The sequence below is a fragment of the Ruegeria sp. CF1 genome (assembly GCF_056537445.1).
The window spans coordinates 79,241-97,316 of record NZ_JBQFRN010000012.1; the positions used below are offsets into that span (position 1 = coordinate 79,241).

Annotated in this window: 16 protein-coding genes; 15 read left to right on the forward strand and 1 reads right to left on the reverse strand. The window is 56.5% G+C overall.

The window, feature by feature from the left end:
* Positions 1-39: 39 nt before the first annotated feature.
* The 13 genes from ACRZ96_RS17920 (at position 40) to ACRZ96_RS17980 (ending at position 13,176) form a co-directional block, all read left to right on the forward strand.
* Positions 40-1,068 carry a carbohydrate ABC transporter permease gene (locus ACRZ96_RS17920; protein WP_170394095.1) on the forward strand — a complete coding sequence of 343 codons (1,029 nt, stop codon included), beginning with the start codon at positions 40-42 and terminating at the stop codon, positions 1,066-1,068.
* Position 1,069: 1 nt separating this feature from the next.
* The gene (locus ACRZ96_RS17925) at positions 1,070-1,951 is read left to right on the forward strand and encodes a carbohydrate ABC transporter permease (RefSeq protein ID WP_170394093.1); all 882 of its coding nucleotides are present in this window, start codon (positions 1,070-1,072) and stop codon (positions 1,949-1,951) included.
* A gap of 178 nt (positions 1,952-2,129) precedes the next feature.
* The gene (locus ACRZ96_RS17930) at positions 2,130-3,119 is read left to right on the forward strand and encodes a nuclear transport factor 2 family protein (RefSeq protein WP_480771747.1); all 990 of its coding nucleotides are present in this window, start codon (positions 2,130-2,132) and stop codon (positions 3,117-3,119) included.
* 132 nt (positions 3,120-3,251) lie between these two features.
* Complete coding sequence (locus tag ACRZ96_RS17935) at positions 3,252-3,788, forward strand: ester cyclase (protein ID WP_170394089.1); 537 nt, start codon at positions 3,252-3,254, stop codon at positions 3,786-3,788.
* A 4-nt stretch (positions 3,789-3,792) separates the two neighbouring features.
* Positions 3,793-5,124 carry a histidinol dehydrogenase gene (hisD, locus tag ACRZ96_RS17940; protein WP_480706019.1) on the forward strand — a complete coding sequence of 444 codons (1,332 nt, stop codon included), beginning with the start codon at positions 3,793-3,795 and terminating at the stop codon, positions 5,122-5,124.
* Positions 5,121-6,173, forward strand: coding sequence for an ester cyclase (locus ACRZ96_RS17945; RefSeq protein WP_480706021.1), 1,053 nt, complete (start codon positions 5,121-5,123; stop codon positions 6,171-6,173). The genes hisD and ACRZ96_RS17945 overlap by 4 nt, the downstream gene beginning before the upstream one ends.
* A gap of 1 nt (position 6,174) precedes the next feature.
* On the forward strand, positions 6,175-6,942 hold the full coding sequence (locus ACRZ96_RS17950; RefSeq protein ID WP_170422633.1) for an SDR family oxidoreductase: 768 nt from the start codon (positions 6,175-6,177) through the stop codon (positions 6,940-6,942).
* A complete protein-coding gene (locus ACRZ96_RS17955; RefSeq protein ID WP_480706023.1) occupies positions 6,942-7,961 on the forward strand; it encodes a LacI family DNA-binding transcriptional regulator in 1,020 nt (339 codons plus the stop codon). The genes ACRZ96_RS17950 and ACRZ96_RS17955 overlap by 1 nt, the downstream gene beginning before the upstream one ends.
* On the forward strand, positions 7,958-8,947 hold the full coding sequence (locus ACRZ96_RS17960; RefSeq protein WP_170422637.1) for a nuclear transport factor 2 family protein: 990 nt from the start codon (positions 7,958-7,960) through the stop codon (positions 8,945-8,947). The genes ACRZ96_RS17955 and ACRZ96_RS17960 overlap by 4 nt, the downstream gene beginning before the upstream one ends.
* Positions 8,948-9,099: 152 nt before the next feature.
* Positions 9,100-10,062, forward strand: a complete 963-nt coding sequence (locus tag ACRZ96_RS17965; protein WP_480706025.1) for a cupin domain-containing protein — start codon at positions 9,100-9,102, stop codon at positions 10,060-10,062.
* 102 nt (positions 10,063-10,164) lie between these two features.
* Positions 10,165-11,289 carry a cobalamin-independent methionine synthase II family protein gene (locus ACRZ96_RS17970; RefSeq protein WP_170561879.1) on the forward strand — a complete coding sequence of 375 codons (1,125 nt, stop codon included), beginning with the start codon at positions 10,165-10,167 and terminating at the stop codon, positions 11,287-11,289.
* The gene (locus ACRZ96_RS17975) at positions 11,286-11,990 is read left to right on the forward strand and encodes an alpha/beta fold hydrolase (protein WP_480706027.1); all 705 of its coding nucleotides are present in this window, start codon (positions 11,286-11,288) and stop codon (positions 11,988-11,990) included. Before ACRZ96_RS17970 ends, ACRZ96_RS17975 begins: the two co-directional genes overlap by 4 nt.
* A 463-nt stretch (positions 11,991-12,453) precedes the next feature.
* Positions 12,454-13,176 carry a response regulator gene (locus tag ACRZ96_RS17980; protein ID WP_170394071.1) on the forward strand — a complete coding sequence of 241 codons (723 nt, stop codon included), beginning with the start codon at positions 12,454-12,456 and terminating at the stop codon, positions 13,174-13,176.
* On the opposite strand, the gene ACRZ96_RS17985 is transcribed toward ACRZ96_RS17980, so the two are convergent.
* Positions 13,155-14,531: a sensor histidine kinase gene (locus ACRZ96_RS17985; protein ID WP_480814898.1), complete on the reverse strand. Its 1,377-nt coding sequence runs from the start codon at positions 14,529-14,531 to the stop codon at positions 13,155-13,157. The two genes, ACRZ96_RS17980 and ACRZ96_RS17985, sit on opposite strands and share 22 nt — an antisense overlap.
* 300 nt (positions 14,532-14,831) lie before the next feature.
* On the opposite strand from ACRZ96_RS17985, the gene ACRZ96_RS17990 reads away from it, so the two are divergent.
* Both ACRZ96_RS17990 and ACRZ96_RS17995 read left to right on the forward strand, forming a co-directional pair.
* Entirely contained in the window at positions 14,832-16,607 is a 1,776-nt protein-coding gene (locus ACRZ96_RS17990) for a type I secretion system permease/ATPase (RefSeq protein ID WP_480814899.1), read from the forward strand.
* A gap of 39 nt (positions 16,608-16,646) precedes the next feature.
* Positions 16,647-17,978 carry an HlyD family type I secretion periplasmic adaptor subunit gene (locus ACRZ96_RS17995; protein ID WP_480814900.1) on the forward strand — a complete coding sequence of 444 codons (1,332 nt, stop codon included), beginning with the start codon at positions 16,647-16,649 and terminating at the stop codon, positions 17,976-17,978.
* Positions 17,979-18,076 lie beyond the last annotated feature (98 nt).

Here is an 18,076-nt window from a genome sequence, read left to right on the forward strand (position 1 = left end):
CGGGCACCCGCCCAATCAAGCCGACACGGGAATTGCGACATGCGCCATAAGACATTCCTTTGGTTTTTCCTGCCCACAGGACTTGCAATGCTGCTGTTCATTGCAATGCCCATCGTCTCGGTGGTGATCCAATCCATTTATGCCCCACACCCGGCGGTTCTGGTGGAAGTCGAAAACTGTACTCCGCTTGTCGGGTGCACAACCGAGACCACCATCGATCAGGAAGCCACCGCAGCGCTTCGTGCCGAACAACCATTGGGCAGATTTGTCGGGCTGGATATCTACTTTGATCGCGGCCACCTGGCGATACAGGAGGTTGGCGAAATCTGGGCGGCGAGCGATACGTGGGGCGACCTTTTCTCAGAGGTCGGAAACTTGCCCTTCTATCGGGCCATGGCCTTTACGCTGACCTTCACATTCATTGTGACACCCCTCACGATCATTCTGGGGCTGGTGATTGCGCTGGCGGTCAACTCACTGCACCGGCACCTCAAGGGTTTGATGATCTTCTTCTCGCTCTTGCCCATGATTGTGACACCGCTGATCGGCTCGCTCATTCTGTTTTGGATGATTGACAGTCGTGGCGTCATCGGCAACGCCCTTGTAAACTTGGCCGGAGATCCGGATTTCAGTCTAAAGGCTTCGACCGGGCTGATGTGGGTGGCGCTGATGGTTTATGGCGTCTGGAGTTCGGCCCCCTTTGCCTTCGTGGTGTTCTATGCCGGTTTGCAAACTTTGCCCAAAGATCAGATCGAGGCGGCCCAGATCGATGGGGCAACCCGCTGGCAACAGGTCAAATTCGTGGTTGTTCCCCATCTCATGCCACTGGTTACGTTTGTGGCGCTGATCCAGTTGATGGATAATTTCAAGGTGTTTGAACCGATTATTGGCTTCAGCGCCGGTGCCCATGCGCAATCGCTCAGTACTTTCATCTTCAACGACCTCGGCGGTGAAACGCGACAGCTGTCCTCTGCAGCCGCTACGTCTGTGATCACGATTATCGGGGTCGCCATTCTGTTGTCGCCCGTGCTTGTCCGCACCTGGCGTGACTTCAAAGGAGCAAGATAACATGGCCAGCCGTGCGCAAAGAATGCCCAAAAGCCTTCGGATTGCTTCGTCGCTTTTTGTGATCCTTTGGTTCATCCTGGCCGCTTTCCCGTTCCTCTGGACGGTTTGGGGGTCGTTCAAGGTAGAGCTGGATTTCTTCTCGATCGCCGATTGGACCAACGCTCTAACCGGCGCGCGGACCGAGGCAGTTTATGGCTCACCCTTTACCACCACCGGTTACGAAGGGGCTTGGATTCAGGAAGAATTTTGGCGGAATGTTCTGAACACGGGGATCGTTTGCGTCTTTGTGGTCGCCATCTCGCTGACCATCGGAACGCTGGGTGGCTATGCGCTTTCACGGTCGAGCTATAACTACACATTCTGGCTTTTGATCACGGCGCTGATCTTCCGCGCAATGCCGCCGATCACGTTGGTTTCGGGTTATCTGTTGCCCTTCTTTGAATGGAATATCTGGGGGATACTTCCGACGACAATTATCGTACTTGTCGCGATCAACCAGCCGTTCACCCTGTGGATGCTACATGCCTTCTTCAAGAACATCCCCAGCGAGCTTGACGAAAGCGCAAAGGTCGACGGCTGCAACCAGTTTCAGGCCTTCCGCCGCGTGATCATTCCCGTGATGTGGCCGGGTGTGATCACCACGGGGCTGTTCTCGTTTCTTCTGGCTTATAACGACTTTGCCGTTGGGGCGATGCTGTTGTCAGAAAGCAACCGCACAATGGTTCCAGCCATCGCCGCGTTCCTTGGTACAACGCAAACCGAGGGCAACGTAATGTTCGCCGTTGCGGCCGTGGTTTCTGCGACGGTTCCGCTGTTCATCTTGGTGATGTTCTTCCAGCGTCAGATTGTGGGCGGTTTGACCGCCGGGGCTGTGAAAGGCTGACGCTGATGGGACGCACGCATCCTCAGTCCGTATTTGCCCATGCGCACGCCGCCAGCCTGAATATGGCTGCGTGCCGGGCACGGCGACCAGGGCGAATTCCTTTTGCTTTGATGCGCGCAGGGCCTTGCGGGACGTTTCTCCGCAGACGCCTTGAACAGATCCTATAGAGACAAAGTTAATGGAACGCCTCGACCGTAAACCCTTTCTGAATTTCACCGCCGCGCAACGCCATCCAGGCAATTTCCGGCCAGCCTATGAGGGGTTCTTCGCCCCAGGTGCACATGTCAACGTGGTGCATCCTTTCAACGAGGTCGCGGGTGGCCTCGGGCTGCACGATCACGTCATCGCCCCGCTTGCAGCCTCCTTCGATGGGCTTTTTCGGCGCGACGATATCGTCATGGCCGGTATATTTGATGGACAGGGCTGGATCAGCGCCACCGGCTATTTTGTCGGTCGGTTCTCGCGCGACTGGCTTGGTATCCGCGCCACAGGTGAGCTTGCCTATCTGCGCTTCGGCGAGTTCCACCGCATGCAGGATGGCAAGGCGGTGGAGAGCTATATCTTCTTCGATATCCCAGAACTGATGCTGGCTGCAGGGCAATGGCCGATCACCGATAGCCCGGGCAAGACCCGTGGCTTCACCGGGATGATTCAGGGTCCAGCAAGCCATGATGGCATCTTGACCACGCCGCAAGACCCAGTCGAGGGGGCCAAGAGCTATCGTATGGTCACAGAAATGCTGGCCAAGCTTGCCACCAAGAACGAGGCCTGGCGCCCGTTCTGGCATGACAACATGGTCTGGTACGGCCCCAGCGCCTTCGGTTCTTTCGTCGGGCTCGAGAGTTTTGCAAGCTTCCAGGTGCCTTTCGAGGCCACCTTCGAAGGTTGGTCCGGAGGTAGTGCGGGAAATGGCATGACTGCGCATTTCACCCGCTTCGGCGAAGGCAATTACGTATGCTCGGGTGGCTGGCCTTCCTTGACTGGTGTCCAGGTGAAACCCTTCCTCGACCAACCCGCAAGCGGAAAACGCGTCTTCATGCGGGTCTGCGACTGGTGGCGTCGAGAGGACGATCTGTTGGTCGAAAACTGGGTTTTCGTCGACATCCCGCATGTGTTGTTGCAGCTGGGATATGACCTTTTTGCCGACATCGCCGAGCAAGCCGCATGAGCAGCTCTGCAAGACATAACGCCGTTGGCCGCCACCCGGCGCTCAACCGGATGCCGAGGGATTTTCTGTCAGCTGATTGAGCTACCCGATGAAGACAGAATTTCTATTGGCACCAATACAAGGATGAGAAAGATGAAGGGTTCCCGCCCGGAACAGGCCGTGCTGACACGTGATACGGACCTCGACAAAACAGAAGACACCCGCCGTGTGATTGAAACCATGGTGGATGGTCTGAACGATCACCGCATAGATGACATCGGCGAATTCTTCTCGGAAGGCTTCCGCTGGATGGGCAATGAGGGCTGTGGCACAAAAACTGGCCTGAAAGAGTTTCAGGACAATTGGCAACGCCCGTTTCAGGCGGCTTTTTCGGACAAGACCTGCATCGACGAAGCGCGCCTTTACATGGGCGAATGGGCGGCTGCGTTTGGCCGACAGGAAGCAACCCATTCGGGTGAGTTCCTGGGGATCGCCCCCACCGGAAAGCGGGTCGAGATCCGATATATGGATTTCTGGAAAGTGGTCGACGGCAAGATCGTCGACAATTGGGTGAATGTGGATTTCGCCCATGTAGCGGCACAGCTGGGTGTCGATCTGTTTAACGGCGAAGGCTGGGAAGCATTTGACCGGGGTGAGAAGTCTCCGCCCCGGCCTGAAACTAAGGATTAGGACAATGACAATCGAGTATCTGAAACGTGGTAAGTCCGATGCTGACCGAGCCGAGGATGACGCCAAAACACGCGCTGTCGTCGAAGCGACGCTGAAAGACATCGAAACACGTGGCGATGCTGCGGTACGCGAGCTAAGCGAGAAGTTCGATAACTATTCGCCAGCATCGTTTCGGTTGTCTCAAGACCAGATCGACGACCTGATCAATCAGCTGACGGATCGAGAGCTGGCGGACATCAAATTCGCGCAGGAACAAGTGCGCAACTTTGCACAAGCTCAGCGCGACTCGATGCTGGATATCGAAGTTGAGACTCTGCCGGGCGTCATTTTGGGCCACAAGAACATCCCCGTACAATCGGTGGGGTGTTATGTGCCCGGCGGCAAATTCCCGATGGTGGCCTCGGCGCATATGTCGGTGGCGACGGCCTCGGTGGCGGGCGTGCCGCGCATCATCGCCTGCACCCCTCCGTTTCAGGGCAAACCCAACGCAGCGGTGATCGCCGCCATGTATTTGGGTGGGGCGCATGAGATTTACGTGATGGGCGGCATTCAGGCTATCGGCGCCATGGCGTTGGGAACCGAGACGATTGATCCAGTCCACATGCTTGTCGGTCCGGGTAACGCCTTTGTCGCAGAAGCTAAACGTCAGCTATTTGGCCGCGTCGGTATCGACCTATTCGCCGGCCCGACCGAGACCATGGTGATTGCTGATGAGACCGCCGCAGACGCAGAGCTGTGCGCGACCGATCTTCTGGGTCAGGCTGAACATGGGTATAACAGCCCCTGCGTATTGCTGACCAATTCTCGCAAACTGGCCGAGGACACGATGGCCGAAGTGGACCGGCTGCTGGGCATTCTGCCGACAGCGGGCACCGCAAAAGTATCGTGGGAGGAATATGGCGAAGTGATCGTCTGCGACATGTATGATGAGATGCTGCAGGTTGCTGATGACATTGCATCTGAACATGTGCAGGTCATGACCGATCGCGACGACTGGTTCCTTGAGAACATGACTTGTTATGGCGCACTGTTCCTTGGCCCGCGTACCAATGTCTCGAACGGTGATAAGGTTATTGGCACCAATCACACGCTACCCACCAAAAAAGCTGGCCGCTATACTGGTGGTCTATGGGTGGGTAAATATCTGAAAACACATAGCTATCAAAAGGTTCTGACTGATGAGGCAGCAACCTTGATCGGCGAATATGGCTCGCGCCTATGTATGCTCGAAGGTTTTGTGGGGCACGCCGAGCAATGTAACGTCCGCGTACGGCGTTACGGCGGCATCAATGTCCCCTACGGCGCGCCTGCACCTTACAGGGACGCCGCAGAATGAGTGACAGGCATACTGAGCACAAGACCCTGATCGCACAGGTCAGGGCTGCGATGTATGACTTTACCGAAGCCGGTGTCCGGCAGGCGTTGGATAAGATTTGTTCTCCCGACGCTGTGTTCCATCTGAGCTATCCGTTTGGCGACACCAATGGGAGTAGTGCTTATTACGATTGTTGCTATCGCGATCTTCTGACCGCATGGCCCGATCTTGAGCGCCGCGATTATATCGTCATGGCTGGACCTGATGAATTCGGGGCTGATTGGGTTGGATGCGGCGGGTACTATACCGGCACTTTCGCGGGGCCATGGCTGGAGATTCCGCCGACAGGCCATCAGGTCACCATGCGGTTTCACGAGTTTTACCGGATCGAAAATGGCAAAATCGCCGAGGTGCAGGCGCTTTGGGACATCCCCGAAGTGATGATGCAAGCGCAGGCCTGGCCCATGGCACCCGGTTTGGGGCGGGAATGGCATGTTCCGGGACCCGCGACGCAGGACGGGCTGGTGCCCGGCCCGTATGACGAGGCCAAGGGCAAAGAGACTTGCCAGCACATTGTCGACATGCTGAATCATCTGACCAAACATCCCGCAGAAGGTGGTCCGGAGGTGATGGAGATGGAGCGGTTCTGGCATCCTCGGATGAACTGGTACGGCCCCTCGGGGATCGGCACAGGGCGGGGTATTGCGGGGTTCCGTAATTGGCATCAGATTCCATTCCTCAACGCAATGCCGGATCGCGGGCAGGATGTAGATGAAATCACCTGTCATTTCTTTGGCGACGGTGACTATGCGGCTGTTACGGGTTGGCCCAACATGATCCAGACTGTCACCAATGATGGCTGGATGGGGATTGCACCGTCGGGCAAGAAGATCACGCTGCGCAGCCTCGATTTCTGGCGGCTTGAAAATGGCAAGATTCGCGAGAACTGGGTTTTAGTTGATCTGCTGGATACCTATCGCCAGCTGGGTGTTGACGTCTTTGCCCGGTTGCGAGAGTTCAACATGGCGCGCGTTCCGGGCCGCATTCCATTTCCGGTTGGCGAGGTTTGATATGTCCCAATTTCCCAGCACCCCAAGTTTCAATCTTAACGGCAAACGCGCATTGGTCGCGGGCGCGTCGTCCGGTATCGGCATGGCCTGTGCCGTAGCGCTGGCAGAGCATGGTGCCGAAGTGACACTGGCGGCGCGGCGCAAGGATGCGTTGCAGGATCTGGCAACAGAGATGAACGCTCGGGGATGGTTGGCGAATATACTTGAACTGGATGTTTCTGACGTTGCAGGCACTGCTGATGCTGTGGCGCAAAACGGGCCGTTTGATATCCTGCTGAACTCAGCCGGTCTGGCCCGACACAGCAGGGCCGTGGACACACGGCCCGAGGATTTTGATGCGGTAATGGATGTCAATGTCCGAGGGGCCTATTTTCTGACCCAAGCGGTGGCAAAAGGATTGTTAGAAGCTGGGCGCCCCGGATCACTGATGAACATCTCCAGCCAGATGGGCCATGTGGGCGGGCGGGAAAGGGCGGTCTATTGCGCGTCAAAATTCGCGGTCGAAGGCTTTTCCAAGGCGATGGCGCTGGAGTTCGGCCCTGCAAAAATTCGGGTCAACACGATCTGCCCAACTTTTATTCTGACCGATTTGACCAAGTCGACTTTTGATGACCCGGACAAGCGCGCATGGATATTGGACAAGATCAAGTTGGGCCGTCCGGGCGAGATCGAAGACATCATGGGGGCAGTGGTTTATCTTGCCTCGGATGCATCGGCTTTGGTGACGGGCACCGCGTTGATGATAGACGGAGGTTGGACAGCAGACTGATGGCGGCGCAAAAAGTTACATCCATGGAGGTCGCCCGCCTTGCCGGGGTCAGCCAGTCTGCCGTTAGCCGTGTGTTCACTCCGGGGGCTTCAGCCTCGAAGAAGACGATTGAAAAGGTTCGTCAGGCCGCCAAGCAACTGGGGTATCGGCCGAACGTCCTTGCGCGTGCCGTAGTGTCCGGCAAAAGCCGGATCATTGGGCTTGTTGTGGCGTATCTGAATAATCAGTTTTATCCTGAAGCACTGGAAAGGTTGACGAATACGCTGCAGGAGCGCGGCTACCATGTGATGATATTCATGGCATCGAACCAGGCCGAAAACGTCGATAGCGTGGTCGAGGAATTGCTCGACTTTCAAGTCGACGGCATAATCGCGGCATCGGTGGCCCTGTCGTCGACCTTGTATGAACGTTGTCGGACCGTTGGCGTGCCGATGGTGTTGTTCAATCGGGCACAGGATGACCTCACTATGTCATCGGTTACATCCGACAATGTCGCCGGTGGCCGAAAGGCAGCCGAGTTTCTGCTGGCTGGCGGTCATGAGAAGATCGGATATATCGCCGGATGGGAGGGCGCTTCGACCCAGCGCGATCGTGAAGCGGGATTCGTAGCGGCCCTGCAAGAGGCGGGTGTCAAACTGCACGCCCGTGGAGCTGGAAACTTCATCGCAGAACAGGCGCGTGAGGCAACGCTACGCATGTTCGCGTCCGATCCACCGGACGCTGTGTTCGTGGCCAATGATCACATGGCGATCTCTGTGATGGACACGCTGCGGTTCGAGTTGGGCCTGCAAATTCCGGCCGACGTCTCGGTTCTGGGATATGACGATGTCGCCGTTGCCTCTTGGCCAGCCTACAATCTGACAACTATTCGTCAGCCTGCCAATCGGATGGTTGCCGAAACCGTCGATATTCTACTTAGCAAGATCGAAAATCCCGCTGTTGCGCCGCGCCGCACCGAGATTGACGGACCTTTGATCGTTCGCGGCTCCGCCCGCATACCTGAAGGATGGAAGACATGAAGGGATTTGATCCCAAATTCAAAGATTTCCCGGATTATATCATCGGCATCACCAAAGAGATTTGGGAAGACCGTGGCATTGCGACTCTGCATCAATATTACAGCCCAGACATCGTCGTCCGCTCGCCCGGTTCGGTTGTGTTGGGTAACCAGAATGTCATTGGTGCAACAATGGCCACGTTGGCCGAGTTCCCCGACCGTCAGCTGCTGGGCGAGGATGTGATCTGGTCGGGCACCCCGGAAGAAGGCATGCTGAGCTCGCATCGTATCCTGTCGACCGCCACGCATCGGGGCAATGGTGTCTATGGCAAAGCCACCGGAACACGCTTGCGATACCGAATTCTGGCCGACTGCCACGCCATCGACAACATGATCGATGACGAATGGCTGATCCGAGATCAGGGTGCGATTGTCCGGCAAATGGGCTGGGATCCCAAGGAATATGCCGCCGATCTGATAGCGCGTGAAGGTGGGGCCGAGGCCAGTGTGAAGCCTCTGTCACCCAAGAACGACATCGAAGGCCCCTACAAGGGGTACGGCAATGACAATGAATGGGGACACCGCCACGCGGATCTGCTGACACGGATAATGAATGCAGATATGGGCGCGATTGAACGAGAGTATGACCGAGGCGTGCAGACCGAATATCCCGGCGGTGTCACGGGCCATGGCTGGGATTCGGCTGATCGGTTCTGGATGTCTTTGCGTGCAGCCATGCCAAGCGCAACCTTCACCATCCATCATCAGATCGGGCGCGATGATCCGAATATGCCGCCCCGCTCGGCCCTGCGCTGGAGCTTGCATGGCAAGCATGACGGTTGGGGCGTGTTCGGCAAACCAACAGGTGCTGAGTTGTATGTGCTGGGGATCAGCCATGCCGAATGGGGCGAGTTGGTTGGAGGCGACATCAGGCTGCGACGCGAATGGACCTTATTCGATGAAACCGCGGTCTGGAAACAGCTTCTGTTGGAAACCGGGGATCTCTGATGCTTCAAACGCGCGTCGCATTGGATGCCAGTGAAGGAACTCGGCGGTACCACGGCCACCGGGCGTCCTTGCGGGCGCGGCGGCTGAATAATCGCCCTCCGGGTGCATGAGGATCGAGACCTCTTGTACCAATTCAATGAACGGAGACCATTATGAGCACGATCCAACAACGCATTGTCCGCTACGGCGAACTGCAGCCTTGTAAAACCGCATTTATTGACGCGCACACGCCCGGTTCGGACCAGAAGGAAAACTTTACCATCGTAGGCGGTGGCGTATCCGAAAGCCCCGATCAGCATGTCCACATCACCGACAAAATCGGTTTCAATATTGGCGCGGCGGGGCAACCTCCGAAATGCCGGAATTCGCTGCACAGCCACACCACGGCCGAGGTGTTCTTTGTCGCCAAAGGACGTTGGCGGTTCTTCTGGGGTCGCTATGGCACTGCGGGCGAGTTTATTGCCGAGGAAGGTGACATATTTAACATTCCAACTGGCATCTTTCGCGGTTTCGAAAATGTCGGGCAGGATTATGGGATGATCATGTCGATCCTGGGCGGCGATGATGCGGGTGGCGGTGTCACCTGGGCACCACAGGTGATCGAAGACGCGCAGGCGCATGGGCTGATGCTGGGCGACAATGGCGTGCTGTATGACAGCAAGAAGGGTCAGGAACTGCCCCACAACGTGCGCCCCATGCCGCTGCTGAACGAAGAAGAGCTTAAGAGCTATCCGGAAGTTCCGGTCGAAAATGTTATCGGCAAATATGTGGCACGCTATTGGGATCTGATGGCGCTTTCCGCTAACAAGCCAGCCAAAGTGATTGGCGAAGATGCCCTGATCACGGATAAGCCGGGGTTTGAGGTCGATTTCCTCGGACGCGGCTCTTGTTTGAACGAACCCGTCGCGGCGCATATGCCCGTCGTCCTCATGCCTGCGAGTGGTCATTGGCGGATTACAGTCGATGGCTATGAAACAACTTTGTCCGCAGGCGATACAGCGCTGGTTCTGTCAGGTGAAAGCTACAGTATCGTGCCCTCAATGACCGGAGAGGCAGGTCTGTATCGTATCACGGCAACGGACGATCCCGCCGGTGCTACCTGGACCGGTGCATAAAGGCAAAGTTGCGCGCTCCGATCTTTTTCGGGGCGCGCAGTATGTGACCCGTGCTTCACTTTGGACTCGGCACAGGGAAGTAATTGAATTGGAGATGACAAGATGACCCGAATTTCAACCACCCATGTGGGAAGTCTGCCGCGCAGTCAGGAAGTCGTCGATTTCATCTTCGCGCGTGAGCGGGAGGAACCGTTCGATCAGACAGATTTTGATGCCTGCATGACGAACGCGGTGTCCGAGACCGTAGGCAAACAGGCTGCAGCGGGGATCGATATTGTATCGGATGGCGAGACTTCGAAAATCTCTTACGCGACCTACGTCAAGGACCGCTACACCGGGTTTGCAGGCGACAGCCCGCGCAACGCTCCGGCTGATCTGAAGATGTTTCCGGGCTTTCTTCAACGTTTGGCGAATGATGGCGGAACTCCGCAATACGCGCGGCCCATGTGCGTAGGCGATGTGCGCTCGAAAGGGCAGGGCGAGTTGCAGAAGGATATCGACAACCTCAAAAGAGCCATGGTGGAGCACGGGATTGAGCGCGGATTTATGAATGCTGCCAGCCCGGGTGTGATCTCTCTTTTTCTGCAGAACGACTATTACCCGACGCGCGAGGCGTATTTGGCCGCGCTGGCCGATGCGATGAAATCCGAATATGAAACCATCGTCGCGGCGGGCCTGGATCTTCAATTGGATTGTCCCGATCTTGCCCTGTCGCGCCATATGCTGTTCACCGACCTTTCTGACGAGGAATTTGTCAGTATTGCCGAAATGCATGTCGAAGCGCTGAACCATGCATTGCAGGATGTGCCCGCCGACAAGGTTCGGGTTCACATCTGCTGGGGCAATTACGAAGGTCCGCATTGCTGCGATATCGGAATGGACAAGGTGTTCTCGACTTTGATGTCAACCAAGTCGCGCTATGTGCTGTTTGAAACCTCGAACCCGCGCCATGCACATGAATGGACGGTGTTCCGCGACCGCAAGTCCGAGATACCGGATGACAAGGTACTTGTGCCGGGTGTGGTCGATACCACCACAAACTTTGTGGAACACCCCGAACTGGTCGTGCAACGTCTTGAGCGGTTCGTGAACATCGTGGGAGCGGAGCGGGTGATCGGCGGATCGGATTGCGGTTTTGGCACTTTTGCGGGGTTTGGCGCTGTCGATCCTGATATCGCCTATGCCAAACTGGGTGCGCTGGCCGAAGGGGCTGCTCTGGTCAAATGACATCACTTGTCCTTTTGCCGGGCATGATGTGCGATGCTCGGCTATTCTCGCCGCAAATTGGTGCATTGTCTGGCAGATATCCGATATTTGTCGCCCCCATTGGTGCACATGATACGATGCAGGCTCTGGCCGCCGAGGTTTTAAGTCATGCGCCCGACCGGTTCGCCTTGGCCGGTCTTTCCATGGGAGGCATTGTTGCGATGGAAATACTGCGGCAAGCACCGGGGCGTGTAGCGGGGATGGCGTTGATGGACACCAACCCGCTGGCAGAGGTGGATCAGGTCAAGGCGAGGCGTGAGCCCCAGATAGAGGCGGTTAAAAACGGTCGGCTACGCGATGTGATGGCCGAGGAAATGAAGCCCAACTATCTGACCGATGGCCCTGATCGACAGGCAATTTTGGACCTATGCATGGATATGGCTATGGCCTTGGGGCCGGAGATTTTTGTTAACCAATCCATGGCCCTACGAGATCGCCCGGATCAAAGTCCCACATTGCGCGCTTTCAAGGGATCTGCGCTGGTCCTTTGCGGTCGTCATGACGCGTTATGCCCAGTCGAACGCCACGAATTGATGCATGACCTGTTGCCGCAAAGCCGGTTGGAAGTCATCGAACACGCGGGGCATTTGCCAACTCTGGAACAACCGCGGCAAACCACGGCGGCGCTGCTGCGCTGGCTGGAGACAATCGAAACAATCTAAGCCGGATTTCCGCAAGGCCGTAGATAGCTCTGGTGGAAACTGACTATGATATTACTCTGTCGGACTCGGAGCCTCATTCGTAGCGTGGATGCAGCAGTAACTTTTAAGGGTTTCAGAAGCACCCAAATCTTGTTCAGAGCCTACTGTTACGATCAAAACTGCACTTAAGTCGGGGCGCACGCGATACACCAAATACAAGGCCTGCTACCAAGTCTCTGACAAAGGTTGCTTTGTTGCACGCAGCCACCTGCGGAATGTCCCGGAAGTTGGAGGAATTTGCTGTTTGGCGTGACAAACTTTTCAATCGTCCGGAATGCCCCGGTGGATGATTGTCTGGTTTAGCCATGAGTGGCGATTGCGGTCGCTGCGTACCGGACAGTTTGATCGTTCTCTGCAACATTGACAGCTTCGAATAGCAAATGTTGTTATCGTAACGGCAGGCATCGTCCCGAGGAGAAGAGCTATGCAAGACGTCGCGGATCAATCCGCTGGCTATGATGAGCACATTCTGATTTGTGACGATGACATCGAGTTTGCTCAGGGTGTTTGTGCATTTCTGACTGACAAAGGGTACAAAATCGAACACGCGCAAGATGTACCCGCTGCGCGGTTGATGATGGCTGATGAAACCTACAGCTTGTTTCTGCTGGACCTCGTGATGCCAGGAACTAGTGGTAAGGTGTTATGTCACGAGATTGCTTCGCGCATAGATGCCGGGATCATCATGATCAGTTCGATTGATGACGACGCCGAGCGGATTTCCCTGCTGGAACTGGGCGCGGATGATTATATCATTAAACCATTCAACGAGTTGGAACTCCTCGCGCGCGTGCGTGCTGTGCTGCGCAGGCGTGCTGGTGGCACGCAGGGAAAATCCCGGGTTACCCGGTTCGGAGAATGGGAGCTCGTTGAAAACGAGCGACATCTCAAAAGTGAAGATGGTCGTCTCATCACACTCACCTCAAGCGAAGTGCGGGTTATGCGCTTCTTTGCTGAAAACCCGGACGTGTTGTGTACCCGAGAAGACCTTCTTGCCGTTGCCCGGACCCGACAGCATGGCGGTGCAGGAGACAGAAGCGTTGATGCTCTGATCAAACGGTTGCGATCGAAGATTGAGAGCGACCCTTCAAATCCGGAATATATTCGAACGGTCTGGGGGCAGGGTTACATCTTTCGTCCCGGCTGAACTCCGGTATCAAGCGGCAACAGCACATTTGCCCTAAGGCCTCCGCTCAGGCGGTTCTCAAGCGTTACAGTGCCCCCCTGATCAACCACAATCGCCCGGACTATGGCGAGGCCGAGGCCCGTTCCGGGTTCGGTGGCGCCTAGTCTCTGGAAAGGCTCAAACGCTGTTTCAAGTTGTTCGGCTGGGATACCTGGTCCTTCATCGTCTATGTGAATTGCGGCCATATCATTCGAGGTGGTCAAAGAGACACTTGTTCGGCCCCCGTATTTGACCGCATTTTCCAACAAGTTTCTAAGAACCCGGGTAAGCGCGTTGTGTCTTCCTTTGACCACCGCAGACTGTTCGATGGTGCAGGTCACATCGCGACCCGCCTCAACCTGCTCGTCTACCAACGCCTCAACCAGTGAGCGCAAATCCAGGCGTGCAAGCTCTCCATCGTGATGCGTTTCACGATTGAGGTCGGTGACGGAGTTCACAATATCGCTGATGGTTTCCAACCGCTTGAGCAGTTGCTCTTTTGGTGCCGTTGGTTCCAGTTTCCGGATCTCATCGTGCATCCGGGCAATCGGTCCCTTCAGGTCATGCCCGAGGCTACGAAGCAAGGTTGTCTTGTACTCAAGCGCCAGAACAATCCGGGCTTCCATGCGATTGAACGCAATAATTGTGTGGCGGATATCAATGGCACCCGCCTCGACGAGTGGGCCGACTTCTTCACCCCGGCCGATCAACTCGGCATTGACGGCCATCGCGCTCAGCGGTCGCATCACTTTCTGAATAAGAAACGCAAGTGCGCAAAGCAGGGTAAGCGCGACCAGACTGTCGATTGAGCCAACGATGACCAAAGGTACGATGTTCTTGTTTTTCATGAGCAAATAGCAGTTCAGCCATTCGTCATCATCCTTGAGCCGGACCGAAAAAACGCTCACCAGAAACGCGTCAACGCTTTCTGCATCGATAGGTTCGCCCGAGTGGCTCTTGAACAGTTGCAACAGCGCGCTTTGGTCGTGTTTGGCGTCAACGACCGTGTCTGCCACGGACAGTTCCGCGACGGCGATCCCGCGGTGTTCCAGCCGCGCCGTCAGCCAGTTAGCCAGATTCGGGCGGTCGCGGCCATTGGCCAAAGTGGTTGCTGCATCCTGCGTGCCGACCCTGACACTCCATTCTGCAGGAAAGAAACCAAGCGCTGCTTCGGAGCGGCTGTCAGGAGGCACGCGGGCCAGGGTTGAAACCACCTGCGCAAGAAAGGAATCGCCCCTGTTTCGGATCTCTTCAGCGCGAGAGTTTCGGATCTGGACCACGTCGGTGACTACCGAGAACACGCCGACAATCGTCCAGCTGATAAGCACGATGCTCATAACTTGTGTTCGAAGTGTCAGATCATTCCAGCGCATTGCGCGTAGGCTCCCTGTCCCATCCCCCTCACTTGGGACGCTAATTCAAATACCGCCGCATTCCCAAGCGGAAATTGCAACCACCATGCCGCTGATGACGCAAAGGGGTTTCGCCCGCCGGTACCGCACTCCTAGGCACCCGGCTTCGTCAGCTCGGTAAACAACCGGCCAAATTCGTCAATTGAATCAAAGTGTGACAAGCCCTTGGGGCATCGGCGGCTGGTCTCCAAGTATCAACCACAGAGTTTTTATTGGGAGCCAGCTATGTCAAAGCATTCATCCGTTCATCCACAACTTGCCAGCGCCCGGCGCGCGCTGAGGGGTAATCTGATTGCCACCGGCGTTTTCAGCGGTGTTGTGAACCTATTGATGCTGACAGGGCCGATTTTCATGCTTCAGATCTATGATCGCGTGATGTCTAGCCAAAGTGTGAATACGCTAGTCGCGCTCAGCACACTTGTCGCCGGTCTGTACTTGTTCATGGCCTTGATTGACGGCGCGCGGACCCGTGTGCTGGTTGCCATGGGGCATCGCTTTGAACAAAGGCTCACCCGCACAGCGTTTGATTGCACTTTGTCCGAGCCGTCACGCAACCGTCCGGGTGGCAACCCTGCGGCGGCAATTCAAGATGTCGAAAAAATTCGCGGTTTCCTGTCGGGTCAGGGTGCCGGAGCTTTGTTCGATCTGCCGTGGATCCCGGTCTATCTGGGATTGGTTTTTGCCATGCACATGTGGCTGGGTATGGTCGGTGTAATTGGCGCGCTGGCATTGGTTGCCATTGCCATCGTTACGGATATCAAAGTCCGCGCTGCCGCGTGCGTTCAGTCTGAGCATTCGGCCAAGCGCAACCGTCTGGCAGAAGCCAGCCGCCGGAATGCCGAAATGGTTCGCGCGATGGGGATGCAGTCCAATCTGGGCAAGACCTGGCAAGATGTGAATGATCTCCACCTTGGTGCGAGTGCTAAGGCGGCCACTACTGTCGGAGTGTCTGGTAGCTTTACCAAGGTGTTCCGCCTGGCACTTCAGTCCGCCGTTCTTGCGGTCGCCGCTTATCTTGCCATCCATGGACATATATCGGCTGGCTCAATCGTTGCGGCATCGGTCATCATGTCCCGTGGCTTGCAGCCCATCGAGACTCTGGTCGGTAGTTGGCGCAATCTGGTTGCTGCCCGGCAAGCATGGGCTCAGCTGAAGCAAACTCTTTCTGGTGACGAAGCTGACCGTCGTATTTCCATGCCCAAGGCACAGAAGTCGCTGACCGTTGACGGCCTGATCGCTGCCCCTCCGATGGCCACTGCCGCTGTTCTCAAAGGTGTTGGTTTCGATATGAAAGCAGGCGAGGCACTGGCTGTGATTGGGACGACCGGCAGCGGAAAATCAACCTTGGCGCGCACACTTGTTGGTGCATGGTCGGCGGCCAAAGGCAGCATCAGTCTCGACGCTGTGCCGATCGACCAGTACCTGCCTGAGGAGCTTGGCCCCCAGATCGGCTTTCTGCCGCAGGATGTTGAGCTCTTTGACGGAACGATCGCCCAGAATATCGCGCGTTTTGATCCCGAGGCGACGGACGAGTTGGTGATTGCCGCCGCCAAGGCAGCGGGTGTTCACGAACTGATCGCTAGCTTCAAAGACGGCTATGCCACCTCGGTTGGCGAGCGTGGCGCGGCCTTGTCCGGTGGTCAGCGACAGCGTGTTGCCCTTGCACGCGCGCTTTATGGTGATCCATTTCTGGTGGTTCTGGACGAGCCCAACTCGAATCTGGATGCCGTGGGTGAGGCCGCACTGAACCATGCCATTCTCGCCGCCAAGGCACGCGGGGCGATTGTGATCGTCATCGCGCACCGGGCGAGCGTGCTGGGTTCAGTCGACAAGATTCTGATCATGGAAGACGGTCGCGCCGGAGATTTTGGTCCTCGAACAGAAGTGATGGAGCGGTTGCGTCAACGCAATCAGGCCGCCGCCGGAGCTGCACAGCCTGCCGCTGAACAGAAGACCGTCGAACAACCCCAACAAACAGAAATCGTTGCCGCTACGGGCTGACCCAGTCCCGCGCTGTAAACAGAATGAATGGAGGAAGTCATGAATACCAACAAGAATTCCAGCACGAACACCAAAGGGTTTAGGGATCGTTCTGCCCGATCCATCGGCTTTGGTCTGGTCGCAATTGCTGTGCTCGCCGTAGGATTCGGTGGTTGGGCGATGAAAGCCCCGATGTCCGGGGCGGTCGTGACGGCTGGTAGTGTGGTGGTCTCGTCCGACCTCAGAGCTGTGCAACATCCCGACGGAGGTATTGTCGGCGCCATTCACGTCAAAAACGGAGATAGGGTTCAGGCTGGCGATGTTGTTCTGACACTTGATGATCAGCTGTTGTCAGGCAGCCAAGCCTTGGTCGATGACAGGCTCGTGGCGCTTGAAGCGCAGTTGGTTCGTCTCACGGCCGAGCGCGATGGTCTGGACGATCTCGTACTGTCCGAGGAGCTTGCGTACCGGAAAGACGAAGACAAAGTTGACCGCGCACTCGCAACGCAGCGCGCGGTGATGGAAGCACGTCGTCTGTCGCAGGATGGTGAGGTCGCGGCCTTGGGAGAGAAAATCGAACAGGCAGAGCAGGAAATTGTGGGCCTGGAGGTGCAGCGCGAAGCTTCCGAAGAAGAGATCAAACTGATCGACAGCGAATTGGAGGGTCTGACGCAGCTCTTTGAAAAGGGTTTAGTGCCTGGTACCCGGGTGACGACTTTGCAGCGTCAAAGAAGCAGTCTTGTCGGCAATAGTGGCGGCCTGACCTCTCGGATCGCAGTCGCCCGTGGTCGTATCAGCGAGACGCGTATCCATATCCTGCAACTGGAAAAGACCTTCCGCGAGCAGGTGATGAACGAGATCTCCTCGCTGGAGGTCGAACTGGATGGCTTGAAAGAACGTCGGAGCGCGGCCGCGTTGCAGCTGGCGCGGGTTGACCTTCGGGCTCCGGCGGATGGCATCGTGCATGAATTGGGGGTGCATACAGTCGGCGGCGTAGTGTCTCCGGGCGAAACGCTGATGCAGATCGTGCCCGAGGATGACGGGTTGGTGGTGACCGCTAGTGTCATGCCACAGGACATCAACAATGTCGCCTTGGGCCAGGCTGCGAGCGTGATGATCGGGGCGTTCGATCAACATGTTGCCCCTCGGTTGAATGGGCACGTTGAGTTTGTCTCGGCTGATTTGAAAACAGATCAGATGACTGGCTTACCCTACTACGAGGCGCGGGTTGCTCTAAGCGAGGAGGCTGTCGGACTTTTGTCTGACCGCCAGTTGAGCCTGCTGCCGGGTATGCCGGCTGACGTCTTCATCGAAACCGGCGAACGGACCCTTTTACAGTACCTTCTTGATCCTCTCAGTAAGCAAATCCGGACCACGTTCCGGGAGGTCTAATCGATCCCATGATGTGAGCTGCCCAATAGGAAGAAACAGCTAAAACCAGCGCCAGAAATGGCGCTGGTTTTTTCGATCCTGAAGGCGAGGAGGGGCGA

Coding starts and splice junctions, on each gene's coding strand:
- ACRZ96_RS17920 (WP_170394095.1), top strand. CDS start 40: ATGCGCCATAAGACATTCCTTTGGTTTTTCCTGCCCACAGGACTTGCA.
- ACRZ96_RS17925 (WP_170394093.1), top strand. CDS start 1,070: ATGGCCAGCCGTGCGCAAAGAATGCCCAAAAGCCTTCGGATTGCTTCG.
- ACRZ96_RS17930 (WP_480771747.1), top strand. CDS start 2,130: ATGGAACGCCTCGACCGTAAACCCTTTCTGAATTTCACCGCCGCGCAA.
- ACRZ96_RS17935 (WP_170394089.1), top strand. CDS start 3,252: ATGAAGGGTTCCCGCCCGGAACAGGCCGTGCTGACACGTGATACGGAC.
- hisD (WP_480706019.1), top strand. CDS start 3,793: ATGACAATCGAGTATCTGAAACGTGGTAAGTCCGATGCTGACCGAGCC.
- ACRZ96_RS17945 (WP_480706021.1), top strand. CDS start 5,121: ATGAGTGACAGGCATACTGAGCACAAGACCCTGATCGCACAGGTCAGG.
- ACRZ96_RS17950 (WP_170422633.1), top strand. CDS start 6,175: ATGTCCCAATTTCCCAGCACCCCAAGTTTCAATCTTAACGGCAAACGC.
- ACRZ96_RS17955 (WP_480706023.1), top strand. CDS start 6,942: ATGGCGGCGCAAAAAGTTACATCCATGGAGGTCGCCCGCCTTGCCGGG.
- ACRZ96_RS17960 (WP_170422637.1), top strand. CDS start 7,958: ATGAAGGGATTTGATCCCAAATTCAAAGATTTCCCGGATTATATCATC.
- ACRZ96_RS17965 (WP_480706025.1), top strand. CDS start 9,100: ATGAGCACGATCCAACAACGCATTGTCCGCTACGGCGAACTGCAGCCT.
- ACRZ96_RS17970 (WP_170561879.1), top strand. CDS start 10,165: ATGACCCGAATTTCAACCACCCATGTGGGAAGTCTGCCGCGCAGTCAG.
- ACRZ96_RS17975 (WP_480706027.1), top strand. CDS start 11,286: ATGACATCACTTGTCCTTTTGCCGGGCATGATGTGCGATGCTCGGCTA.
- ACRZ96_RS17980 (WP_170394071.1), top strand. CDS start 12,454: ATGCAAGACGTCGCGGATCAATCCGCTGGCTATGATGAGCACATTCTG.
- ACRZ96_RS17985 (WP_480814898.1), bottom strand. CDS start 14,531: ATGAGCATCGTGCTTATCAGCTGGACGATTGTCGGCGTGTTCTCGGTA.
- ACRZ96_RS17990 (WP_480814899.1), top strand. CDS start 14,832: ATGTCAAAGCATTCATCCGTTCATCCACAACTTGCCAGCGCCCGGCGC.
- ACRZ96_RS17995 (WP_480814900.1), top strand. CDS start 16,647: ATGAATACCAACAAGAATTCCAGCACGAACACCAAAGGGTTTAGGGAT.